Origin of the sequence: Chitinophaga alhagiae (genome assembly GCF_003568665.1) — a bacterium.
In the GTDB taxonomy this organism is placed as follows: domain Bacteria; phylum Bacteroidota; class Bacteroidia; order Chitinophagales; family Chitinophagaceae; genus Chitinophaga; species Chitinophaga alhagiae.
Genome location: NZ_QXMH01000001.1, coordinates 1086248 through 1107982, shown reverse-complemented (window position 1 = coordinate 1107982; position 21735 = coordinate 1086248). Strand labels below are relative to the sequence as shown.

Sequence of the window (21735 nt, the reverse complement as noted above, 5' to 3'; positions counted from 1 at the left end):
TATGGACCAGCGTATCATCAACCTCTTTGACGAGTATACCCACAAGCCGCTCCGGCGGGAAGAATTTCTGAAGCGCCTGGTGCAGCTCACCGGTACCATGGCCGCGGCCATGGCGGTGCTGCCTTTACTGGAATCCAACTACGCCCGCGCGGCGGCGGCCCCGCTTCCGGAAGACCTTACGGAAGAAGAGATCACCTACCCCGGAGAAGGCGTAACCATGAAGGGTTTGCTGGTAAAACCGAAGGCGGAGGGCAAATACGGCGGCGTGGTGGTGATACATGAAAACCGCGGCCTTACCCCGCATATCAAAGACGTAACACGCCGCGTGGCCCGGGCCGGTTACCTGGCGCTGGGCGTGGACGCGCTCTCTGTTTTTGGGGGAACGCCGGCCAATGAAGATGAAGGCAGAACATTGATAGGCAAGCTGGACATGGCGCAGAACCTGCAGAACTACCTGAAAGGCCTCAGCTACCTCAGGAGCCGGCCAGACAGCAATGGTAAAACAGGCTGCATCGGTTTTTGCTGGGGCGGCGCCATGGCCAACCAGCTGGCGGTGCATGACCCTGAACTGAAGGCGGCTGTGGCCTATTATGGCCGCCAGGCGGAAGCGGCAGACGTACCGAAGATCAAAGCCCGGCTGCTGCTGCACTACGGAGAAATGGACGAGCGTGTGAATGCCGGCATACCGGCCTATGAAGCCGCCCTGAAAGCAGCGGGCACCCGGTATGAACTGTATGTTTACAAAGGCGCGCAGCATGCGTTCAATAACGATGCGTCTCCCGCCCGCTACAATGAGGCGGCCGCCAAACTGGCGTGGGAGCGTACCTTGCAGCTCTTTAAAGAAACGTTGCGGTAAGAAGTAAGATGTGGCGCTACTGCGCACGTTTGTTGTACCACCACTGCGTTAACCATACAATAGGAATGCCCACCAGCAGCATGTGTATCACCCAGCCGGTGATCATGCCCTCCCAATTGAACGTCAACGGCGGCACGTGGGTAAGCGGCACTACCACCAGGTTCATCATCAGCCATACAAACAGGCCGTACATACAGCCCACTACCCATTTGTTGCCCCGCAGCAAAGGCCAGTAACGGTATGCTATAAAGAATACGGCGCTCCATATCACCGCTACAATAAAGTGCAGCACAACCCCTGCCGCTATCATGGCCCCGCCTCCCGTGTAGGCCGCTTTGCCGTACATGGCGCTCGCAATGTATCTGAAAACTTTTTCCGGCGGGATGCCGGACTTGAGCCAGGCATTGACCAATGCCGCGGCGCCATCCAGCACGCCCACGGCGCAGCCTGTAACCAGTACCGCTACCGCGCCGGGGCGTTTGGTGGAAAATTGCATAAGGCAAGATTTAGATTTAGATTCTGGCTGATGCAGCGGATATATTACAATTTAACCAATTCAAGCTGAATACGGACAACACTACAAAAACAAATTTGTAATTATATTTTTTAAACATGTGTAGAAAATAAAAAACCAGTTGGTTGCTTTGAAACTTAGGGTTTCCTTGAAAAATTAATTTTTCGGTGTTACCTTCATTATATGAGAGCGCATAATTTTATACAGGATACCCAGGTAGCGGCGGCCATGATGAACCCGCTCCGCATCCGTATACTGGAAGAGCTGCGGGAGCCCAATTCCGCCGCCGGCCTGTCCCGCGTGCTGAACATGCCGCGGCAGCAGCTGAACTACCACCTGAAAGAACTGGAAAAGAATGAATTGATAGAGCTGGTGGAAGAGCGCAGGAAAGGCAACTGCACGGAACGCGTGCTGCGCGCCACTTCCCGCTCGTACATGGTAGTGCTTAACACGGCCGGGGCAGACCCGTCTGCCGTGCAGGACAAGTTCTCTTCCGCCTACCTGGTGGCCGCGGCGTCACAACTGATACAGGATGTAGCCGCGCTGCAGACCGGCGCGCAAAAGGCCCGGAAAAAGCTGCCCACCTTCACCCTCCAAACAGCAGTGCGTTTCTCCAGCCCTGACCAGCTGCAGGCTTTCACGGAAGAGCTGGCCAGGGCCATCAGCAAGCTGGCTGCCAGGTACCATACAGACAAGGCGCCTGACGGCAGGGCTTACCAGTTCCACCTGTTTTCTCACCCTGTGTTAAAAAAGCAGCATCATGAAAAACAGTAACAGGGCCATTCACGCGGCCCGGGAAATCAATGCGCCGGTAGAGGCGGTGTGGAAAGCGCTCACCCAAGCCCGGGAACTGGAGCGGTGGTTCCCGCGCAAGGCGCGGGTAGAGAACGGCAAGGTGGATCTTTCCTGGGGAGGCGGGGTAGACTGGGAAATGGAAATAGAAGAGCAGCAGGAAAACAAATACCTGCGCCTCGGGTACAACGAGGATCATTATAAAATGGTATCCGCTGTGCCGCGACGGCTGGCGGTAGAATTTTTCCTGGAAGCCAAAGAAGGAAAGACCCTGCTGCGCATTGTACATGCGGGCTTTGGCGGAGAGAGCGGCTGGGATGAGATCTATGACGGCGTGCGCCGCGGCTGGGACACAGAGTCTCTCAGCCTCAAACATTACCTGGAGCACCATGCCGGCAAAGACCGCGTGGTGGCGCTGGCGCAGGTGAACGTACAACTGCCCGTGCAGGAGGTGTGGAACCTGCTGACCCGCGGGGGCATTACGGTACATGGAGAACAATACGTATATACCACGCCGTTAGGCAGCCGCTATGAAGGCCGCCTGGTATACCTCAATCCCCCGCAGGACCTGTGCGGTACCCTGGAGCACCTGAACAACGCCATGTTCCGCCTGACGGCGGAGCGTTTCCAGCCCGGCGCGGACGTTACCATCTGGGCGTGGATAGGCGCCTATGGCGTACCTGCGGAAGTGGTAAAAGCAGAAGAGCAGCGCTGGCAGCGGCAGCTTGATGAGTTATTTGGATGATGCCGCCTGCAGGTAATCCGCCAGCCCGTTTACCTGGTCTGTATTGATATAGTCTACACCCAGCCGCATCATGGCGGCCCAGGCCGCGTTGGTATCTGGCGTGGCCCAGAAGCGGAATTTCTTTTGCAGGGCGTGTACCTTGCTGACAACGGCCGTTATGTTGGCCTCATCCTGCGCGGGCAGATCATCCCGCCCGTTCCACGATGCATAGCTGCGGAAGTTGTCGCTGAAAAGAGGAATGCGCTGCAGTTGCTCCGCGGTGTAGCTGGCGTTGGGCAGCCCGTCAAACAGGATGTAGGGCGGATAATTTTGCCAGAGCGCCGCATCGGGCCGGCTGCCGCTAATGACCAGCTGTACCTGCGGGTGGGAGGTAATGAGCGGGAAGTTTTGCAGCTGTTGCAACAGGGCCTGCATGGTAGGCACGCCGGCGGTCTTGAAATCTATCAGCAGCAGCAGGGTGCGGTTTCCGGCAGCAAGGGTGTTTTGTGCGGCGGCATTCCCCTGTGTGGCCCAGCCCGCCGCTACTCTTTTGAGCATGGCGTCTTTTCCCTCTTCCGCAAACACCCCTCTTTTTTCCATGATCATTTGTTGCAGCGGTTGCAGGTAAAGCCTGCGCAAGGTGCGCGCCGTATCTATTTCCGCGGCCGTATGCGCCACGTACAGCTCGCCGTTGCGTTCAAAAACATCTGCCTCCACAGCGCCGAAGCCCCGGTCAAACGCCAGCTGGAAAGGCCGGGCCTGCAGGTAGTCGTTATGAGAATGGGCATTGGCCGTGGTGTACTGCGCGGCGGCGGGCAGCAGGGCAAGGAGGCAGCAAAGGGCGGTGAAGAGATGGCGTAGCATAATAACAAATGTGCGTTGTGGCCATAAGGTACCAAAAAAAGCGGGGCTTGTCAAGTGACAGGCCCCGCCGAATTACTTTGCATTGGTTGCAGGGGTTACATGGCAGCGAGTTGCACTTTTTGTTGCAATTCAATTACGCTGTCCCGGAAGCTGTTGTCTGTATCCATCAGGTCTTTTACGGTTTGGCAGGAGTGGATCACCGTAGTGTGGTCACGGCCGCCAAAATGCTCGCCGATGGTCTTGAGAGAATTTTTGGTAAAACTTTTTGCCAGGTACATGGTGATCTGCCGGGCCTGTACAATTTCCCGCTTGCGGGTTTTTTGCAGCAGTTTGTCATACGGCACATCAAAATACTCGCATACCATTTTCTGGATGCTGTCTATGGTAATTTCTTTGGAAGACGTTTTAACGAAAGATTTCAGCACGCGTTTGGCCAGTTCCAGGTCAATTTCCTTCCGGTTGAGGGAAGACTGCGCCAGCAGCGAGATCAGCGCGCCTTCCAGCTCCCTTACGTTGCTCTGGATGTTGTAGGCTACGTACTTCACTACTTCTTTGGGCATCTCCAGCCCGTCGTTCCGCATTTTCATTTCCAGTATCTCCATGCGGGTCTCGAAGTCCGGCAGCTGGATGTCTGCGCTCAGGCCCCAGCGGAAGCGGCTCAGCAGGCGCTCCTGCACCCCGTCCAGGTCTTTGGGCGGTTTGTCTGATGTCAGTATCAGTTGTTTGCCGCTCTGGTGAAGGTGGTTGAAGATGGCAAAAAACGCGTCCTGCGATTTTTCGGCGCGGGCAAAGAACTGGATATCGTCTACGATCAATACATCTATCAATTGATAAAAATGTATAAAGTCATTGATGATGTTGTTCTTGGAGTGGTCAATGAACTGGTTGATGAATTTTTCCGCGCTCACGTACAGTACGGCCTTGTTGGGGCTTTGCCTTTTCACCTCGTTGCCGATGGCCTGCGCCAGGTGGGTTTTGCCGAGGCCTACGCTGCCGTAGATCACCAGGGGGTTGAAGGAGGTGCCGCCCGGCTTGTCAGATACGGTTTTGCCCGCCCTGCGCGCCACCCGGTTGCAGTCGCCCTCAATAAAGGCCTCGAACGTATAGTTGTGGTTCAGCTGGGAATCTATCTGCACACGTTTGATGCCCGGTATCACAAAGGGATTCTTGACCGGGTTTTGTATCGTTAACGGGAAATCAACTTCGCTGTCCTTCTGAGGCTTGGTAAACTGCGTAGGCATATTCACCGTTTTAGGATGTTGGTGGGGGGTACCATTTTCAACCACTATCCGGTATTCCAGCCTGGCTTCTTTTCCTAATTCGCGTTTGATGGTTTTACCTAATAGACCTACATAATGCTCTTCCAGATATTCATAAAAAAACTGGCTGGGGACCTGAATGGTTAAAACATTGTTTTCAAGCTTTACGGGTTTTATCGGTTCAAACCATGTTTTGAATGGCTGCCATTCCACAATATCCCTGATTATATTCAGACACCTTTCCCAAACTTGTTCGCAAGTTTTGTTCATTTAGATAAAAAAAATTAATCGTGTTTATAATTTGGGTGTTCTCGAATACAAATTCTTCAATACGGGCGGTTGAAGAATTTTTTTGACAGGACGACGAATATCTGATTAAAATGTTGAAAAAAAAAATAAATCTGCCCTTGTTTTATTTCCAACAATTACAGTGTGTGTTGCTCCTGTTTATTCAAGTTTTTTCGGCTAAAACACCCGTTTAGCCAGCAATTCCACCACAATGAAAAGTGCTAAACCGTACAGGCATGATTAACAGGTATTTTGTAAAACTGTTTACTGGTTTGCATAAAAAACACAGCTTAACAGGTAAAATACCATTGCTTGTAAAATCCGGTTGTAGAGGTATGGTCCAGCGGGTATTTAGTAGGCTGTAGACATCTCACTTTTTTGGATACTGCTTTGCTGTTATTCTCAAATTCCGTGCAAATGTATGGTGTTGTTCGCTAAAAAAGTAGAATAACTTGTGCAAAAGTAATTAAGCGATCCTACACTGAAAAACTTATCTTTGGCGCAACTGAAATTTTTAAATTTGTTATTATGAGTTTTGAAATTACCGGAAAGCTGGTAGTGAAGTATAACACCGTTCAACGCAGTGAGTCTTTTAAAACCCGGGAGTTTGTAATAGAGAAAACAGACGATATCAATGGCCGGGTAATCACCAACTATATCAAGTTCCAGTCCGTACAAGACCGCACTACCATTATTGACCGTCACAATGAAGGAGAAATGGTTAAAGTTTATTTTAATATAAAAGGCACCCGCTGGGAAAAAGACGGTAAGGTGAATTACATCACCAACCTCGATGCATGGCGTATGGAAAGCATGATGCAGGCACAGCCGGGCGCTGACCGCATGCCGGACTACAACACTTCCCAGGAAGCACCCTCTGCAGGCAACAGCGGGGACGATCTGCCGTTCTGACAAATACCCGTTAAAAATATCAGGCCAAGGGGACACCGTTACACAAGCGGTGTCCCCTTGCCGCTTTTATGTTATCTTTGCAGCCAGTTTTAGGATAAATACCTAACCGCGCATGATACACCAGCTCTCTCTCAAGCTGCCTCCCCGCGAGGCCGCCCTTCACCAGCATATTACCCGGCACGCCGCCGCGGCCCTGGGCGTGAAGCCCGGCGCCATCACCGGCTTCAACCTGCTCAAACGCTCTATAGACGCCCGCTCGCGCCAGGTGTATTTTGTATTGACGCTGCAGGTGTTCGTGAACGAGCCTTTCCAGGAAAGAACATCGCCACAGTTCCACTACAAGCGGCTTGCCGCCGATGCCACGCGTGTAATAGTGATCGGCGCCGGCCCCGCGGGCCTCTTTGCGGCGCTGCGCCTGGCAGAGCTGGGTTACAGGCCCGTAGTGCTGGAGAGAGGCAAGGATGTACGCGCCCGCCGGCGGGACCTGGCCACGCTCAATAAAACCGGTGAGGTAGACCCGGAGTCCAACTACTGTTTTGGAGAAGGCGGCGCCGGCACCTATTCTGACGGCAAGCTGTATACCCGCTCCAACAAGCGCGGCAGCATCAACCGCATCCTTCACATCTTCCAGCAGTTTGGCGCTGACGAAAATATTCTTACAGACGCCCATCCCCATATCGGCACCAACAAGCTGCCGCACATCATCACCGCCATGCGCGGGCAGATCGAAGACTGCGGCGGCGAAGTGCATTTTGAACAAAAGGTAACAGGCCTGCTGCTGAACAACGGCCGGGTAACAGGTGTAACAACGGCGGATGGCGAAAGCTGGCAGGGCGCGGCTGTCATATTGGCTACCGGCCACTCCGCAAGAGATATCTTTATCATGCTGCACCGCCAGCAGGTGTTGATAGAGGCCAAACCTTTTGCACTGGGCGTACGCGTAGAGCACCCCCAGGCGCTGATAGACAGCGCGCAGTACCATACCCTCTTCCGGGGCGAGTACCTGCCCCCCGCCAGCTACAGCCTGGTAGAGCAGGTGCAGGGCCGCGGCGTGTTCTCTTTCTGCATGTGCCCCGGCGGCATCATAGCGCCCGCCGCCACCGCGCCGGGAGAGCTGGTAGTGAACGGCTGGTCTCCCTCCAAACGCAACAACCCTTACGCCAACTCCGGCATGGTGGTAACGGTAGATGAAAGTGACTTTGCGCCGTTCGCAAAAGAAGGGCCGCTGGCCGCCATGTATTACCAGCAGGCGGTAGAACGCGCGGCGTTCAAGGCCGGCGGAGGAAAGTTCGTAGCGCCGGCACAGCGCATGACGGACTTTGTGAACGGCAAGGTGTCAGCCTCGCTGCCGGATTGCTCCTACATTCCCGGTGTAAAAAGCGCGGACCTCCGGCAGGTATTGCCCGGCGCTGTGCATACCCGCCTGCGCGAAGCCTTCAGGGCCTTCGGCAAAAAGATAAAAGGGTACTATACGGAAAACGCCATACTGGTGGCCACAGAGTCCCGCACATCCTCTCCCGTACGTATTCCCCGCCATGCGGACACGCTGGAGCACCCGCAGCTCAGGGGCCTGTACCCCTGCGGGGAAGGCGCCGGTTACGCGGGCGGCATTGTGTCTGCCGCTATGGACGGAGAGCGGGTGGCGGAAGCTATTGCCATGCAGGCCCGGTAAAACCGGCTGGAAGTCCGCCGCGGTAATAGTGGCATATTCACCCGCTTGCAAAGATCTTACCGCAGCGCAGCAGCTATCACCACCCGGCCCCGGTAAAACCGGTTGGTACCGTTAATCTGCGTGTTGGTGTATTATTAGGAAAATCCCTCATAAATTCCTTGGCCGCAATACCTCAAATAGGTAATTTGCCGCCATGAACGTACTGGAACTTCAGCATCTCAAAAAGCACTACGCTACCCATAAAGCGGTAGACGATATCAGCTTCTCCATCCCCAAGGGAAGCATCTTCGGCCTGCTAGGTCCCAACGGCGCGGGCAAAACCACGCTGCTCCGCATGATCACGGGCATCTTTTACCCGGATGCCGGCAACATCATTTTTGACGGCAGGCGCTTTGACCCGCAAAACGACGTGCAGCACATCGGGTACATGCCGGAAGAACGCGGCCTGTACAAAAAAATGAAAGTAGGGGAACAGGCGCTTTACCTTGCCCAGCTCAAAGGCCTCAGCCGTAAAGACGCGCAGGAGAAAATAGACTACTGGTTCAACCGGCTGGGGATCGCCTCCTGGGTCAACAAAAAAGTAGAAGAGCTGAGCAAGGGCATGCAGCAGAAAGTACAGTTCATTTCCACCGTGATGCACCACCCCAAGCTGCTGATACTGGACGAGCCCTTCTCCGGCCTTGACCCCATCAACTCGCAGCTGATCCAGAACGAGATATTTGACATGGCCCGCAACGGCACTACCATTATTTTCTCCACCCACCGCATGGAACAGGTAGAGGAGATCTGCGACCATATTGTGCTGGTGAACAAAGGCCGCAAGGTGCTGGACGGGCCGGTGAAGCAGATCAAGCAAGATTTCAAGCAGCACCTTTTTTATATTTCGCTGGAGCAGCAGCCCAACCCCGCCCAGATGGCTACGCACCACTTCACCATCATCCAGCAGCACGACAAGGCGTACACCCTCAAGCTGAACGAATACAGCCAGACGAACGACATCCTGCGGCACTTCATCCACCACAACATACAGGTGAACGTATTCCGCGAAATACTCCCCACCATCAACGAGGTGTTCATCACCCAGGTGGCCCAGGCCGCGCAGGCCGCCGTTTAACATGCCTATTATCTCAACAAAATCTGAACAATGAACAAGATCTGGATCATCATAAAAAGAGAGTACCTCACCAGGGTCAGGAAAAAATCCTTTATCATCGTTACGCTGCTGTTGCCCGTGCTGTTTGTGGCCATGTTCCTCATTCCCATTTTTGTAATGCAGGCGGGAGATGATGAAAAGGTGGCCGTGGTGGATGAAAGCAAAATATTTGAAGGCAAGCTGGCAGACGATGGCGGCGTTCACTACAAATTTATTGATGCCCGTATAGACACCCTCAAGAACAACTACCAGCGGCTGGGCTACACCGGCGTGCTCCACATCCCGGCCATGGACGTGAACCGCCCGCCCAGCGTGATCTATTACAGCAAGGGCCAGATGAACGTGATGCTGAAAAGCAACATGGAGCGCCGGCTGGAGAATGTGCTGGAAGACAAACGCATGGAGCTGGCGGGCATAGACAAGGCCAAGCTGGAAGGCATCCGCGCGGATGTAGACATTGTGAACCTTGCCGGCAAGGAAGAGAAGAAAGGCAGCGCGGGCCTGGCCTATGCCATTGGTTACGGCGCGGCTTTCCTGGTATACATCATTCTGCTGGTGTTCGGCACTACGGTGATGCGGGGCGTGATGGAAGAAAAAATGAACCGCGTGGCGGAAGTAATGGTATCTACCGTGAAACCTTTCCAGCTCATGATGGGCAAAATAGTGGGCATAGCCGGCGTGGGGCTTACGCAGTTCCTGATATGGCTGGTGCTCATCATTGGCCTGTATACGCTGATGGGCCTGTTCCTCAGCCCGGAAACCATGAACGCCGCCGCCAATAACGGCATGGCCGGCGGGCAGAACGAGGCCGCCATCAAGGCCATGCAGCAGATATCTTTCGTAGTAGAGAGCGCCAACTGGCCGCTCATCATTGCCTGCTTCATCTTTTACTTCCTCGGCGGGTACCTCTTCTACGCGGCGCTGTTTGCCGCGGTGGGCAGCCTGGTGAACGAAGACCCTAACGAAGCGCAGTCTCTCACCTTCCCCATTACCCTGCCGGTGATCATTTCCATCTTCATCATGTTTGCCGCGGTACGCAATCCCAACGGGCAGCTGGCGGTGTGGGGCAGCATTATCCCCTTCTCTTCACCGGTGGTGATGATGGCCCGCATTCCTTACGGGGTGCCCGGTACCGTGCCCTACTGGCAACTGGCGCTTTCCGTGATATGCCTGATAGCCGGTTTCATCGGCACCACCTGGATGGCCGCAAAAATTTACCGCACGGGCATTTTGCTGTATGGTAAAAAAGTAACGCTGAAAGAAGCGGTGAAGTGGCTGGGCAGGAAGAATTAGGAAGAATAGTTAAAACAGATATGCAGACAGCAGGGCTCCGGAAGAACCGGGGCCCTGCTTGTGCTTTTCGGGGCCTGCTTCATCAGCCGGCGCTTGCTATTTTCTTTTCAGTTTACCGTTTCCATACGGCACAGCGCCTTCAGGCGCCCTGCTCCGCCAGCTTTTTCCTTACGGCGTTAAACTCCTCCCAGATATGGCGCAGAACGGCTGCGGCGGGTTGAATATCATGGATCAGCGCGCTCACCTGGCCAATTTCCAGCTCTCCTTCTTCCAGGTGGCCTTCAAACATGCCGCGTTTGGCACGGCCGCGGCCCAGCAGGGCGGCCAACGCGCCGGTGTCTGCGCCGGCCTGTTCCGCTTTCCGCACTTCTTCAAAGAACGCGTTTTTGAGCAGGCGTACAGGGGTTAGTTGTTTGAGGGACAAGAGGGTATCTCCTTCGCCTGCTTTCACCACGGCCTCCTTGAAGTTGATGTGAGAAGAGGCCTCCGGCGTGGCTACAAAGCGGCTGCCCACCTGCACACCCTGCGCGCCCAGCGCAAAAGCCGCGGCCATGGCCCTGCCGGAGCCAATGCCCCCGGCCGCAATTACAGGAATGCTGACAGCGTCTGCCACGGCGGGCGTCAGCACCATGGTGGTGGTCTCTTCGCGGCCGTTGTGCCCGCCGGCCTCAAAACCTTCCGCTACCACCGCGTCTACGCCCGCATCCTGGCTTTTGACGGCAAACTTTGAGCTGGACACCACGTGTACCACCGTAACGCCATGCTGTTTGAGCAGCGGCGTCCATGTTTTGGGGTTGCCGGCGGAGGTGAACACAATGCGCACGCCTTCGTCCAGTATCACTTGTATATGCTGGTCTATATCAGGGTAGAGCAGGGGCACGTTTACGCCAAAGGAGCGGGCGGTGGCCTGTTTGCATTTGCGGATGTGCTCGCGCAGCACTTCCGGGTACATGCTGCCGGAGCCGATAAGCCCCAGCCCGCCGGCGTTGCTCACCGCGCTGGCCAGGCGCCAGCCGCTGGCCCATACCATGCCGGCCTGCACAATGGGATAGTCTGTTGCGAAAAGCCTTGTTACGCTGTTGCTGAATGCGGCCATGTATTGTAGTGATTGGTTAGCCCAGATCGATCTCCGTATTGTCCCCGATGTTGAGGCTCTGGCTCAGCCCGCGGATGTTGGCATCGCTGCCTATGAGGGAAGACTTCAGCACCACTTCGTACAGGTTGCTGAAAGAGCCGATGATGGAATCTTTTACGATGGAATAGCTCACCACCGTATTGTCTCCGATGGCCACGTTGGGGCCTATGATGCTGTTCTTGATATTGCAGCCCTCGCCAATGCTCACGGGAGGGATGATGATGGTGTTCTCGTAGGGCAGCACCGGGTTGGTGGCCGCCTTGTATTTTTTGAGCAGGGTGGCGTTGGTTTCCAGCAAGGTATCTTTCCGCCCGCAGTCAAACCAGTTGCTCACCTTGAAGGCGTTGAACTGTACGCCGTGCGCTATCATGCACTCCAGTGCGTCTGTGAGCTGAAACTCGTCGTGCGAGCGCAGCTGCCGCTCAATATTATCCTGCAGGCACTGGTACATCTGCTCCGTTTCCCTGATCTTGTACATGCCTACCAGCGCCAGGTTAGACTTGGGTATCTGGGGTTTTTCCACCACCCGCGTAATGATGTTGTGCTCATTGATCTCCGCCACGCCGAAGTTGCGGGGGTCATCCACCTTTTTCACGCCCAGCAGGGAATGGGGGTAATTGATCACTTCCTTGAAATCGCACTCCACAATAGTATCGCCCAGCACTATCAGCACCTCATCGTTCTGCACCACCTCCCGCGTAAGCAGAATGGCGTGGCCGGTGCCTTCCCGCACATTTTGCTGTACAAAGTGCATGGTAAGGTCAGGGTATTTCTTTTCTACGTAGTGCTGGATCTTTTCGCCCAGGTAGCCCACCACAAATACGAACTCACGGATGCCGGCTTCCACGAGCTGATCTACAATGATGCTCAAAATGGTGCGGCCCGCCAGCGGTATCAATGCCTTGGGCTGTGTATATGTGTGTGGGCGCAGTTTGGTGCCGGCGCCCGCCACTGGAATAATTGCCTTCATGTATCGGGTTTAGAAATGGTTCACTGCTGCGAATAAACCGTTGTCACACTTCTATTTGCGGGCAAATTACGGAATCAATCATTAATAACCGATTAGGAAATCAGATAAACCTATTTATATTAGGAATTTGGTCTATATAGCAAGAGTACTCTTTTCGTCAATTCCTAGTTTTATAATTAATAAGAAGATGATTAATTTTGCGTCTTAAATTTTCCTTCACCATGCAAAGAGACCAGCAGATATTTGATATCATTGGCCAGGAACTGGAAAGGCAGCGCCATGGCATTGAGCTGATAGCTTCGGAGAACTTCACCAGCCTTCAGGTTATGCAGGCCATGGGCAACGTAATGACCAATAAATACGCGGAAGGGTACCCCGGCCGCCGCTACTATGGCGGTTGCGAGGTGGTAGACCTGAGCGAGCAACTGGCCATTGACCGCGCCAAACAGATGTTCGGGGCCGTTTATGCCAACGTGCAGCCGCACTCCGGCGCACAGGCCAATGCCGCAGTAATGCTGGCCATTCTTCAGCCCGGAGACAAAATACTGGGCCTTGACCTGAGCATGGGAGGCCACCTTACCCACGGCTCCGCCGTTAACTTCTCCGGCAAGCTGTACCAGCCGTTCTTTTACGGTGTGAACAAAGAGACCGGCCTGGTGGAATATGATAAAATGGAAGAAGTGGCCCTGCAGGAAAAACCGAAGCTGATCGTTTGCGGTGCTTCTGCTTACAGCCGAGACTGGGACTATAAACGCATCCGCGAAATTGCGGACAAGGTAGGCGCCTTTGTGCTGGCAGACATTGCGCACCCCGCGGGCCTCATTGCCAAAGGGCTGCTGAACTCTCCCTTTGCGCATTGCCACTTTGTGACCACCACCACCCATAAGACCCTGCGCGGCCCCCGTGGCGGCATGATCATGATGGGGCAGGATTTTGAGAACCCCTTTGGCCTCAAAACGCCCAAAGGCGAAGTGCGCATGATGAGCTCCCTGCTGGATACCGCCGTTTTCCCCGGCATACAGGGCGGCCCGCTGGAGCACGTAATTGCCGCCAAGGCGGTGTCTTTCTTTGAAGTACTGTCTGACGAATATGATGTATACGCCCGCCAGATGGTCCGCAACGCCCAGGCCATGGCCCGCGCGTTCATGGAAAAGAACTACCAGATCGTTTCCGGCGGTACGGACAACCACCTGCTGCTGATAGACCTGCGCAACAAGAACATCAGCGGCAAAAAGGCCGAACAGGTGCTGGTAACGGCAGACATTACCGCCAACAAGAACATGGTGCCGTTTGATGACAAATCTCCTTTCATCACCTCCGGTATACGCGTGGGCGTGCCCGCCGTTACCACCCGCGGCATGAAAGAAGAGCATATGCCGCAGATAGTGGAGTGGATAGACAAGCTGCTGCTGGATGCCGATAACGACGGCCTGATCAAAAAGGTACGCGGCGAAGTGAACGAATTCATGAAACAGTTCCCGCTCTACCCCGAGCTGGGCTAATATATAATGTGATGCTATGGCATGCAAAGGGCTGGTCGGATGGTTCGATCAGCCCTTTTGTTGATGTGTGCGGAAGCGGAAGCCTTCTTTGGCCTGGCAGCCGCCTGCACTATTGAGAACGCTGCTGCCCTGCCGCGGCAGGCGGGTACCTTTGCATGCAAGTGTTCACAACCGCCTTATTTCCCTACCTGCAGCTCCTGCTGCCGCTGGTTGCGGAACACCACTACCGGTATTGTCTGCTTCCACGCGTGTTCCTGGTACAGGGATACAAAGTCTTTAATGTTGTTAACCGGTGTAGCCGCGATCTTTATCACCACATCGCCCGTTCTCAGGCCGGCTTTATAGGCCTCACTGCCTTCCGGCACCTGTACAAAATAAGCGCCCTTCTCGTCTGGCAGGCCGGTGGCGGAGCGCTCGCCCAGCCCTTCAATATTCTTTACCGTGGCCCCTTTCCAGTGAATGGACGCGCCGCTGTTCCCTTTCTGCAAAAACAGCTCCGCGGGCAACGGCACCGGCGCGGCCAGCGCTTTTAACCGGGCAATGCGGGTGCCAAACTCCATGCTGAAGTTTTTGAAACCTGCGGCCAGCGCTTTGCTGCCGGGTTTTACGCGGTAGTTGCCGGCGGCAAGATCTTCAAACTGCGGGTCGCCCGCCAGGGAGTGCGCGTCTGTGCCGTTGGCCTGCGCGGCTTTCAGCGCGGCCTCATCCGGAAAGAGGTTGTGATCCGTTTCCTGGCCCCACACGGGAACCCGTATAGGTTTGTAGGCGGTGGTAACAATGTTGTGGCGGAATACGTCCCCGCTGTTTTTGAACCATACATGCGGGTGGAAAGAATTGTTGATCATGATATTGTTTTCCACCGTTCTGAAAAAACCTTCGCGGAGCTTCAGGCCGCCGTTGAGGCATATGTTGTTGTAGATGCGGTAGTTGGAGGAGCCATCGTCCAGGTCAATATCCCAGCCATGGTCGCAGCGGAAGCGGTTGTTGTAGATCACGGTGGGCTGCACGGCGTCCAGCAGGGCCAGCTCCGGGTTACGGGCGGTGGCGCTGTCCATCACCCGCCGGTCAGGATGCCAGAAACGGTCACGGCCCCAGGAGTTGAAAGCCCCGTGGTCACCGGTTTCCAGAACGGTGTTGTATACATCGTTAAACCCGATCATGTGGCCGCCCCAGGTACCTTCGCTAACGTTGATGCCTGCCCGCGGCACATTGTGGATGGTGTTGTGCGCTACGGTGATGTGCTGGGCCATGGAGATCTGTACGCCGGCCGACTGTTTTTCCACTTCACCCGTGTACTGGATGAGGTTGTCCCGAACATCACAATCCCGCGGATAATCTTCCGTTTTAGGCCCCTTCGTATAGTCCATCTGGTGGTAAGGCACAAACCGGTTGTACTCAAAAGCAGGGGAGCGCACGGCGGAAGGGTTGCCCACAAAGGCAATGCCGCTGGCCCCGGCCTTGTAAATATGGCAACTGTCTATGTTTACGTTCTTGTTGTAATTATTGACAAATACGGCATTGCCGCCTACTTCGTTGAAAAAGCAGTTGCCGATGTAACAATGCTCCGCGTTCTCCACCAGGAGGGCGCCGCCGCGGTAGATCGTCCAGTCGCTGCGCAGCAGCGGCTCCTGTGTTTGCATGAAGCTGCGGGCGTTCTGGGCAAACTGCAGGTTGTTCAGCATCACCTGCCGCACGGGCTTGCCGGGCAGCCCTTTGATCACCACCAGTTCTTTCAGTTCGGCATAGGCCACGGCGGCCGGCGGCGGCGTGCCGGGCGCGGGTTTATAATACAATTGATGCTGGGCGGGATCAAAATACCATTCATGCGGGGCATCCAGCTCTTCCAGCACATTTTCCACAAAGCGGTATTTTGGGTGCAGGCCCATCTGCCGGTTGTTTTGCCAGCCGCCTTCCAGCACGGCGGCTCCTTTTTCATTCACGCCGGTAACGCGGTAGTGATAGCCGCCCCATTCCGCGCGGTGCAGCGCGTGTACAACAGCGCCTTCCGGTTTTTTCCACTGTTGGATGCGGGCGGGAGCAATAGCGTCTTCCGCCGTGCCGTGATAAAAACGGGCACTGGAGTCATAGTTGGGATAGCGGGCCAATACCTGCTGCCGGCCGTTGATGAACAGCCGGTCCATGCCCTTCACCTGTTCCGGCACGGCGGCCCTGTAAATGCCCTGTTGCCAGTGCTCCCAGCGGGGCTGCAGCGGCCTGGCCCCGCTGAGTACCGCCTGCTGGCCGGCCGCGCCCATGATAAAGAGCACCCGGTCCATGCTGTTATTGTCTTCCGGCGTGATCACCAGCGCGCTGTCCAGGTAATAAGTGCCGCCCGCCAGCACCACCATCACGTTCTGGTGGCTGTTGTCTGCCCGCCAGAGCTGCTGCGCGCGGTGCAAGCCCGCTACCGGCCGCTGCTGGGTGCCGGGGTTGGCATCGTTGCCTTGCGGAGACACGTAAATACGCCGGGTTTGCCCCATGGCGGGAAGGGCCGCCAGCATACAATAAAGAGAAAGCCATTTTAACATAACCGTGAAAATAAGGGCTTCTTTCGGTACAGGGTGATATTTATTGCGCAAAAAGTGAGCGGGATTGAATGTATGGCGGGCAGCGGATGTTCCCTCCGGATATTTATTGCGCAAAAAGTGAGCGGGGTTGAATGTGTTGGCAAGGCAGCGGATATTGCGCAAAGTGAGCGTGTTTCTTCCAGCCCGTTTTACGAAATGGTAAAGCGATTTTTTCCCGGGCGGCCTGCCCTTAAATGCTACTGATACGCCGTCTTGTTCGCAAACTTGTTTGAAAAAACCCGCTATTCCTTCGATGATCCTTCGGTGATCCTTCGGTCAACCTTCGGTTAAACACCCTCAAACCCGTACTGCTACCGAACGCAACCGAAGGATCACCGAAGGATGGCAGCAGGATGTCAGTAGGTTGGCCAAAATGCGTGCTGGTAATCAAGGGGCTATATATATCACGGGTTTCAGCCGGAATGGGGAGGCGGCATGCCGTGTTGGTACAAGTGTTGCAGAAAGGAACAAAGGGCTTTCTTTGGGCTTGAAACCATGAGAGAACCGGCTTTCTTTCCTGCCCGGCAATAACATGTAAATGCCCCTGGCCGGTAAGCACCCTTTGAAAATGACCGCCGCCGCCATCCTCAAAAAAAAATTCCCCGGCGTTTGGAAAATAGAAAAATACGCCTACATTTGTAGTGTACTATTTAACTAGTACACCATGTTGGACCAAAATTTTCAACGATATGATATCCCTGCAAGATCTTACGTTTTCTTACCGCAAAGGCCACCTGGTGCTGAACAACCTGCAGCTCCACTTTGAGCCGGGCCGCATTTACGGCCTGCTGGGAAAGAACGGCGCCGGCAAAAGCAGCCTGCTGTACAACATCTGCGGCCTGCTGTACCCGCAAGCCGGCCAATGCCAGGTAATGGGCTTCAACCCCGCCAAACGGCAGCCGGCTTTCCTGCGGCAGGTATACCTGCTGCCCGAGGCCTTTCACCTGCCGGATGTGGACATTGACCAGTATGTACGCCTGTATGCGCCGTTCTACCCCGGCTTTGACAGCGCCGCTTTTGACAGGCACCTGGATGTGTTTGAAGTGCCCCGCCGGCAACAATTGCACGCCCTCAGCCACGGGCAGCAGAAAAAGGTGCTCATCAGCTTTGCGCTGGCCACCACGGCGCGCATATTGATCATGGACGAGCCTACCAACGGGCTGGACATTCCCTCCAAACGCCAGTTCCGCAAGGTCATTGCCGGCTGCCTGCGGGAAGACCAGTGCATGATCATCAGCACTCACCAGGTGAAAGACCTGGACAGCCTGATAGACGAGGTGCTGATACTGGAGAACGGCCGCATCATCCTTAAAGAACCTGTAACCCGCATTACCGAAAAGCTCTCCTTCCGCCAGGTATTGAGCCTTGAGGAAACAGAAGCGCCCCTCTACAGCGAGGGCGCGCTGAAAGGGTACGCCATAGTGGCCGTTAACCGCAGGGAAGAACATTCCCGCCTCGACATGGAAATGTTTTTCAACGCTGTAATGGTTGAAAAAGAAAAGATCCTTCCCTTGTTCACCCGGTAAAACTTTTTGTATGCAATTTTCATTTTCCCGTTTCATTCATCTTTGCAGGCTGCAACTGGCGGCCAACCGCAAGCTCTACCTGCTCGGTATGGCCGCGCTGGCGGGCATGCTGCTGGCCTTCATGCTGTTTTTCCTGATCACGGACGATGAGCTGAGTTATAACACGCAGCAGACCATATACATGATCGGCCTCGTACTTTCTTCCGGCGTGTTCACCACCACCATTTTTAAACAGTATGCGGAAAAAAGCCAGCGGACCCAGGCGCTTATGTTGCCGGTATCCGCGCTGGAAAAAATGGTGCTGGCGGTGCTGCTCACACTGGTGGTGTACCCGCTGGTGTATACGGTTATTTGCCTCTCCTGCCTGAAGGTGATGAATTACATAGACATCTACTGGCTGGGCAACCCCAATGCCCTGTATTGGCTCAATGCCTCGTATACCCCGGGCCTGCTTATCATGTATGTCTACGTGCAGTCTTTCGTGTTGCTGGGCGCCATCTGGTTCAGGAAACAAACGTTCGTAAAAAGCGCCGTCATGATCTGCCTGATCATTATCGGTATACACGCCGTTCACAGTTTCCTGGGGAGAAAGATCATAGGCAGCGCGCAACCCGCCAACGTGGAGGCCGTTGGGCAAAAACTGGGCGCCACCGGCATCAGCAACTTCAGGTATGATGGCGGTATGCCATATATCAACACATTGCTGACGGCGTCTGCCAAGATCAATGGCAAATGGGACACTGAATATTACATGGTGGAACTGCCCCGGCCAGGGTTTGCCATCATGGCTACGGTGCTCATACTGGTGCCTTTTTTCCTCTGGTTCATCACCCTGCTGAAATTGCGTGAGCAGCAGCTTTAAACTCTGACAAATGGAATTTAACAATACGCAGGCCATTTACCTGCAAATAGCAGATTACGTGTGTGACCGGGTGCAGCTGCGCCAATGGCTGCCGGATGCCAAGGTGCCTTCCGTACGGGACCTGGCGGTAACGCTGGAAGTGAACCCCAACACGGTGATGCGCTCTTACGAGCACCTGCAGCAGCAAGGGGTGATCTACACCCGCCGGGGCATGGGGTATTTTGTATCGGAAGATGCGGTGAAAAAGATAGCGGCGCTGCGCAGGGAGCAGTTCCTGCAGGAAGAGCTGCCGCAGTTCTTCCGCAAAATGTACCTGCTGGGCTTTGAGCTGGACGAGCTGAAAACACGGTACGAAAAATACAAGCAGCAGCATGCCAAATCCATTCACTAAAAATGATGTTTACTTATGAAAGCAAGTAATAAATTATTGATCGCCTTCTTTGTTTTTATGCCCCTGTTGTTACTGGTATTTCTCCTGCTGATCAAAGAGCAATACGTGAAAGGCAACATCAGCAAACGGATAGTGATCAACAAACAGCAACCCGTTGTGCATGCGCTGAAACCTTTCCGCCATGTGGTGTTTGACGGGCGGGTGATATACAAGATCGGCAACCTTGAGAAACCGATGGGCAGCACGGAGCGCCTGGAGATGAATGTAGGCGGGCCTGGAAGTTTCCGGCTGGAAGTAGACCGGAACAGGGAGCAGATACTGAGATACGCATACGTTGGGGATACGCTTTTCATCCGGTACAGGCTGGAAGACTTTAACGGCAGGGACCATTGGTGGCGTGGCGGTGTTACCCTTTATGCGCCTGAACTGGCGTCTGTTACCGGCACCGCGGGCAGCGTAGTATTGCAATCTTTCCGGCAGCATGCGCCGCTGGTGCTGCATACCGGCTGGGCCGGGGAGTTTTCCGCATTCAACCTGCGCGTACCGCTGCTGCAACTCAACATGGAAAGCGCTTCAAAGCTGGAGCTGCAGGGAGCGGAAATAGATTCACTGGCATATGATATGCAGGAGGCCAGCGAGCTGATCATCAAACAGCCGTATACTATCCGTGCGTTAAACCCCGGAAAGGTGGACAGCCTGAGCAACATCACCCTGTCCGGCAGGGCATCGCTGATGCGGCCGCTGGTGCCGTTTGAAATGAAGCTGGGAAAGAAGATAACTACAAAACAATAATTCTAGTCTCAAAAGATGCAACAACCGTTCCGATGTCTATCGGAACGGTTTTATATTTTTCAGAACTGTGTAGCGAGGTAAGCCATGGTGCCGCTGCCAATTTCCAGCGCGCTTTCGTCTACGTCAAAGAGCGGGGTATGCACGCCGTGCGTAATGCCGCGCGCCTTGTTGCCGGTGCCCAGCCTGAAGAAGCAGGCGGGGATCACCTGGGAGTAGTAGGCAAAGTCTTCCGCGCCCATGCGCAGCTCCGTATCTTCCACATTGTTTTTGCCCATATAGTCTTCCGCCAGCGAGCGGGCGGTAGCGGTAACGGTTTCGTTGTTGTACAGCATGGGGTAGCCCACCAGTATGTCTATGTCTATTTCCGCGCCCATGGCCTGTACCAGTTCCGTGCTCTGTTTGCGGATCAGCTCATGCGCCTTGAAACGCCAGGTTTCGTCCATGGCCCTGAAGGTGCCCATGAGCTTTACTTCGCTGGGAATCACGTTAGTGGTGAAACCGCCGTTGAAAGCGCAAATGCTGAGTACGGAAGGGGAGAAAGGGTTGTTGTTGCGGCTGATGATCTGCTGCAGGCTTACCACCAGGTTAGACGCGATCAATATTGTATCCGCGGTGAGGTGGGGCGCTGCCGCATGCCCGCCTTTGCTTTTTACCGTAATGTAAATTTCATCCGCGCTGGCCATGTACTGGCCGGCCCTGAAGCCCAGCTTGCCGGTTTCCATGGCGGGCAGTACGTGCAGCCCCAGGATGGCGTTTGGCTTCGGGTTTTCCAGCGCGCCGTCTTTGATCATCAGGCTGGCGCCGCCGGGGTGTTTTTCTTCTCCCGGCTGGAACAGTATTTTGATGGTGCCTTCAAACTCGCTGCGCACTTCCTGTAAGATACGCGCGGCGCCCAGTATAACGGTGGTATGCACATCGTGCCCGCAGGCGTGCATCACGCCCGGGGTTTGCGATCTGTAAGGTACATCGTTGGCTTCTTCTATGGGCAGGGCGTCTATGTCCGCCCGCAGGGCAATCACCTTCTTTTCCGGGTTTTTGCCTTTGATGAGGGCCACCACGCCGGTGCCCGCCACGTTTGCCGTGTAGGGGATACCGTATTCGTCCAGTTTGGACCGGATGAACTGGGATGTTTCATATTCCTGGAAGGAAAGCTCCGGGTGGGCGTGTAAATGTCTTCTGCAGGCTATCAGGTCAGAGGCATAGGTTTTGGCCAGGGATTTGATCCGCTCCTTCATTCTAATTCTTTTTCCGGTGATACGTTGATAATGGTGGGCACTACAAATACGCCCCCGCTGAACTGGCCAGATAATTTTTCGCGCAGTTCTGTGGCCTCCGGCCTGGTTTTAAAATCCCCCACCCGCACTTTGAAATAAGGCGCTTCCCAGTCCAGGTAAGTACGGAACTCCGGGTACAGCTGCATGGCCCTGGCCTTGGCATCATTGGCCTCATTGCGTTTGTTGGTGGTGAGTATCTGCACCCTGAAGCCGGGCTGGTTACGGATGGCCAGGGTATTGATATAGATCTGTTTCTTGATGAGGATGTCTATCCGGCTGTCTTTCACTACTTTCACGCCTCCTGTGGTACCGGTGTTGTCCTGTGCCCGCAGCATGCCCGCCGCGGAAAGCAATACGATCAATAAACAGCCTGTTCTTAACATCATATA

20 protein-coding genes are annotated in these 21735 nt (G+C 54.7%); 12 read left to right on the top strand and 8 right to left on the bottom strand.

All coding sequences use genetic code 11. The features are described 5' to 3' along the window. Window position 1: 1 nt before the first annotated feature. Entirely contained in the window at window positions 2-856 is an 855-nt protein-coding gene (locus D3A97_RS04275; protein WP_119077005.1) for a dienelactone hydrolase family protein, read from the top strand. A gap of 16 nt (window positions 857-872) precedes the next feature. On the opposite strand, the gene D3A97_RS04270 is transcribed toward D3A97_RS04275, so the two are convergent. Continuing rightward, window positions 873-1352: a hypothetical protein gene (locus tag D3A97_RS04270; protein ID WP_119077002.1), complete on the bottom strand. Its 480-nt coding sequence runs from the start codon at window positions 1350-1352 to the stop codon at window positions 873-875. A 201-nt stretch (window positions 1353-1553) separates the two neighbouring features. Here D3A97_RS04270 and D3A97_RS04265 point away from each other — a divergent pair, with 201 nt between their 5' ends. Both D3A97_RS04265 and D3A97_RS04260 read left to right on the top strand, forming a co-directional pair. Next, window positions 1554-2144: a winged helix-turn-helix domain-containing protein gene (locus D3A97_RS04265; protein WP_119077000.1), complete on the top strand. Its 591-nt coding sequence runs from the start codon at window positions 1554-1556 to the stop codon at window positions 2142-2144. Further along, window positions 2131-2907 (top strand): SRPBCC domain-containing protein, encoded by a 777-nt coding sequence (locus tag D3A97_RS04260; RefSeq protein ID WP_119076997.1) that lies wholly within the window; start codon window positions 2131-2133, stop codon window positions 2905-2907. The genes D3A97_RS04265 and D3A97_RS04260 overlap by 14 nt, the downstream gene beginning before the upstream one ends. Here the strand turns inward: D3A97_RS04260 and D3A97_RS04255 are convergent. Together D3A97_RS04255 and dnaA are read right to left on the bottom strand one after the other, a co-directional pair. Beyond that, window positions 2896-3750 (bottom strand): phosphatidylinositol-specific phospholipase C/glycerophosphodiester phosphodiesterase family protein, encoded by an 855-nt coding sequence (locus tag D3A97_RS04255; RefSeq protein WP_119076995.1) that lies wholly within the window; start codon window positions 3748-3750, stop codon window positions 2896-2898. The two genes, D3A97_RS04260 and D3A97_RS04255, sit on opposite strands and share 12 nt — an antisense overlap. A 95-nt stretch (window positions 3751-3845) precedes the next feature. Continuing rightward, on the bottom strand, window positions 3846-5279 hold the full coding sequence (dnaA, locus tag D3A97_RS04250) for a chromosomal replication initiator protein DnaA (RefSeq protein ID WP_119076992.1): 1434 nt from the start codon (window positions 5277-5279) through the stop codon (window positions 3846-3848). Between the two features lie 546 nt (window positions 5280-5825). Here dnaA and D3A97_RS04245 point away from each other — a divergent pair. The 4 genes from D3A97_RS04245 to D3A97_RS04230 all read left to right on the top strand — a co-directional run bounded on the left by D3A97_RS04245 (window position 5826) and on the right by D3A97_RS04230 (window position 10327). After that, the gene (locus tag D3A97_RS04245) at window positions 5826-6209 is read left to right on the top strand and encodes a DUF3127 domain-containing protein (protein WP_119076990.1); all 384 of its coding nucleotides are present in this window, start codon (window positions 5826-5828) and stop codon (window positions 6207-6209) included. Between the two features lie 112 nt (window positions 6210-6321). Beyond that, complete coding sequence (locus D3A97_RS04240) at window positions 6322-7881, top strand: NAD(P)/FAD-dependent oxidoreductase (RefSeq protein ID WP_119076988.1); 1560 nt, start codon at window positions 6322-6324, stop codon at window positions 7879-7881. A gap of 193 nt (window positions 7882-8074) precedes the next feature. Next, entirely contained in the window at window positions 8075-8995 is a 921-nt protein-coding gene (locus tag D3A97_RS04235; RefSeq protein WP_119076986.1) for an ABC transporter ATP-binding protein, read from the top strand. A gap of 30 nt (window positions 8996-9025) precedes the next feature. Next, complete coding sequence (locus tag D3A97_RS04230; protein ID WP_119076985.1) at window positions 9026-10327, top strand: ABC transporter permease; 1302 nt, start codon at window positions 9026-9028, stop codon at window positions 10325-10327. 139 nt (window positions 10328-10466) lie between these two features. Here the strand turns inward: D3A97_RS04230 and D3A97_RS04225 are convergent, their stop codons facing one another. After that, window positions 10467-11423, bottom strand: coding sequence for an NAD(P)H-dependent flavin oxidoreductase (locus D3A97_RS04225; protein ID WP_119076983.1), 957 nt, complete (start codon window positions 11421-11423; stop codon window positions 10467-10469). Between the two features lie 16 nt (window positions 11424-11439). Next, entirely contained in the window at window positions 11440-12432 is a 993-nt protein-coding gene (locus tag D3A97_RS04220; RefSeq protein ID WP_119076981.1) for a sugar phosphate nucleotidyltransferase, read from the bottom strand. A 221-nt stretch (window positions 12433-12653) separates the two neighbouring features. On the opposite strand from D3A97_RS04220, the gene glyA reads away from it, so the two are divergent. Then, complete coding sequence (gene glyA, locus D3A97_RS04215; protein ID WP_119076979.1) at window positions 12654-13934, top strand: serine hydroxymethyltransferase; 1281 nt, start codon at window positions 12654-12656, stop codon at window positions 13932-13934. A gap of 176 nt (window positions 13935-14110) precedes the next feature. Here the strand turns inward: glyA and D3A97_RS04210 are convergent, their stop codons facing one another. Then, a complete protein-coding gene (locus tag D3A97_RS04210) occupies window positions 14111-16462 on the bottom strand; it encodes a PDZ domain-containing protein (RefSeq protein ID WP_119078416.1) in 2352 nt (783 codons plus the stop codon). A gap of 728 nt (window positions 16463-17190) precedes the next feature. On the opposite strand from D3A97_RS04210, the gene D3A97_RS04205 reads away from it, so the two are divergent. From D3A97_RS04205 to D3A97_RS04190, 4 genes are read left to right on the top strand one after another with little or no spacing between them, the layout of a single operon-like run. Beyond that, complete coding sequence (locus D3A97_RS04205; RefSeq protein ID WP_119076976.1) at window positions 17191-18027, top strand: ABC transporter ATP-binding protein; 837 nt, start codon at window positions 17191-17193, stop codon at window positions 18025-18027. A 10-nt stretch (window positions 18028-18037) separates the two neighbouring features. Continuing rightward, on the top strand, window positions 18038-18889 hold the full coding sequence (locus tag D3A97_RS04200) for a hypothetical protein (RefSeq protein ID WP_119076973.1): 852 nt from the start codon (window positions 18038-18040) through the stop codon (window positions 18887-18889). A gap of 10 nt (window positions 18890-18899) precedes the next feature. After that, on the top strand, window positions 18900-19280 hold the full coding sequence (locus D3A97_RS04195) for a GntR family transcriptional regulator (RefSeq protein WP_119076970.1): 381 nt from the start codon (window positions 18900-18902) through the stop codon (window positions 19278-19280). Between the two features lie 15 nt (window positions 19281-19295). Continuing rightward, entirely contained in the window at window positions 19296-20072 is a 777-nt protein-coding gene (locus D3A97_RS04190) for a hypothetical protein (protein WP_157986341.1), read from the top strand. Between the two features lie 59 nt (window positions 20073-20131). Here the strand turns inward: D3A97_RS04190 and D3A97_RS04185 are convergent, their stop codons facing one another. Together D3A97_RS04185 and D3A97_RS04180 are read right to left on the bottom strand one after the other, a co-directional pair. Beyond that, on the bottom strand, window positions 20132-21307 hold the full coding sequence (locus D3A97_RS04185; RefSeq protein ID WP_119076966.1) for a M20 metallopeptidase family protein: 1176 nt from the start codon (window positions 21305-21307) through the stop codon (window positions 20132-20134). Next, the gene (locus D3A97_RS04180; RefSeq protein WP_119076964.1) at window positions 21304-21732 is read right to left on the bottom strand and encodes an SPOR domain-containing protein; all 429 of its coding nucleotides are present in this window, start codon (window positions 21730-21732) and stop codon (window positions 21304-21306) included. Before D3A97_RS04180 ends, D3A97_RS04185 begins: the two co-directional genes overlap by 4 nt. Between the last annotated feature and the right edge of the window lie 3 nt (window positions 21733-21735).

Bases quoted from the DNA above. Each gene is read 5' to 3' on its own strand.
- D3A97_RS04275 (WP_119077005.1), top strand. From the start codon at position 2: ATGGACCAGCGTATCATCAACCTCTTTGACGAGTATACCCACAAGCCG.
- D3A97_RS04270 (WP_119077002.1), bottom strand. From the start codon at position 1,352: ATGCAATTTTCCACCAAACGCCCCGGCGCGGTAGCGGTACTGGTTACA.
- D3A97_RS04265 (WP_119077000.1), top strand. From the start codon at position 1,554: ATGAGAGCGCATAATTTTATACAGGATACCCAGGTAGCGGCGGCCATG.
- D3A97_RS04260 (WP_119076997.1), top strand. From the start codon at position 2,131: ATGAAAAACAGTAACAGGGCCATTCACGCGGCCCGGGAAATCAATGCG.
- D3A97_RS04255 (WP_119076995.1), bottom strand. From the start codon at position 3,750: ATGCTACGCCATCTCTTCACCGCCCTTTGCTGCCTCCTTGCCCTGCTG.
- dnaA (WP_119076992.1), bottom strand. From the start codon at position 5,279: ATGAACAAAACTTGCGAACAAGTTTGGGAAAGGTGTCTGAATATAATC.
- D3A97_RS04245 (WP_119076990.1), top strand. From the start codon at position 5,826: ATGAGTTTTGAAATTACCGGAAAGCTGGTAGTGAAGTATAACACCGTT.
- D3A97_RS04240 (WP_119076988.1), top strand. From the start codon at position 6,322: ATGATACACCAGCTCTCTCTCAAGCTGCCTCCCCGCGAGGCCGCCCTT.
- D3A97_RS04235 (WP_119076986.1), top strand. From the start codon at position 8,075: ATGAACGTACTGGAACTTCAGCATCTCAAAAAGCACTACGCTACCCAT.
- D3A97_RS04230 (WP_119076985.1), top strand. From the start codon at position 9,026: ATGAACAAGATCTGGATCATCATAAAAAGAGAGTACCTCACCAGGGTC.
- D3A97_RS04225 (WP_119076983.1), bottom strand. From the start codon at position 11,423: ATGGCCGCATTCAGCAACAGCGTAACAAGGCTTTTCGCAACAGACTAT.
- D3A97_RS04220 (WP_119076981.1), bottom strand. From the start codon at position 12,432: ATGAAGGCAATTATTCCAGTGGCGGGCGCCGGCACCAAACTGCGCCCA.
- glyA (WP_119076979.1), top strand. From the start codon at position 12,654: ATGCAAAGAGACCAGCAGATATTTGATATCATTGGCCAGGAACTGGAA.
- D3A97_RS04210 (WP_119078416.1), bottom strand. From the start codon at position 16,462: ATGTTAAAATGGCTTTCTCTTTATTGTATGCTGGCGGCCCTTCCCGCC.
- D3A97_RS04205 (WP_119076976.1), top strand. From the start codon at position 17,191: ATGATATCCCTGCAAGATCTTACGTTTTCTTACCGCAAAGGCCACCTG.
- D3A97_RS04200 (WP_119076973.1), top strand. From the start codon at position 18,038: ATGCAATTTTCATTTTCCCGTTTCATTCATCTTTGCAGGCTGCAACTG.
- D3A97_RS04195 (WP_119076970.1), top strand. From the start codon at position 18,900: ATGGAATTTAACAATACGCAGGCCATTTACCTGCAAATAGCAGATTAC.
- D3A97_RS04190 (WP_157986341.1), top strand. From the start codon at position 19,296: ATGAAAGCAAGTAATAAATTATTGATCGCCTTCTTTGTTTTTATGCCC.
- D3A97_RS04185 (WP_119076966.1), bottom strand. From the start codon at position 21,307: ATGAAGGAGCGGATCAAATCCCTGGCCAAAACCTATGCCTCTGACCTG.
- D3A97_RS04180 (WP_119076964.1), bottom strand. From the start codon at position 21,732: ATGATGTTAAGAACAGGCTGTTTATTGATCGTATTGCTTTCCGCGGCG.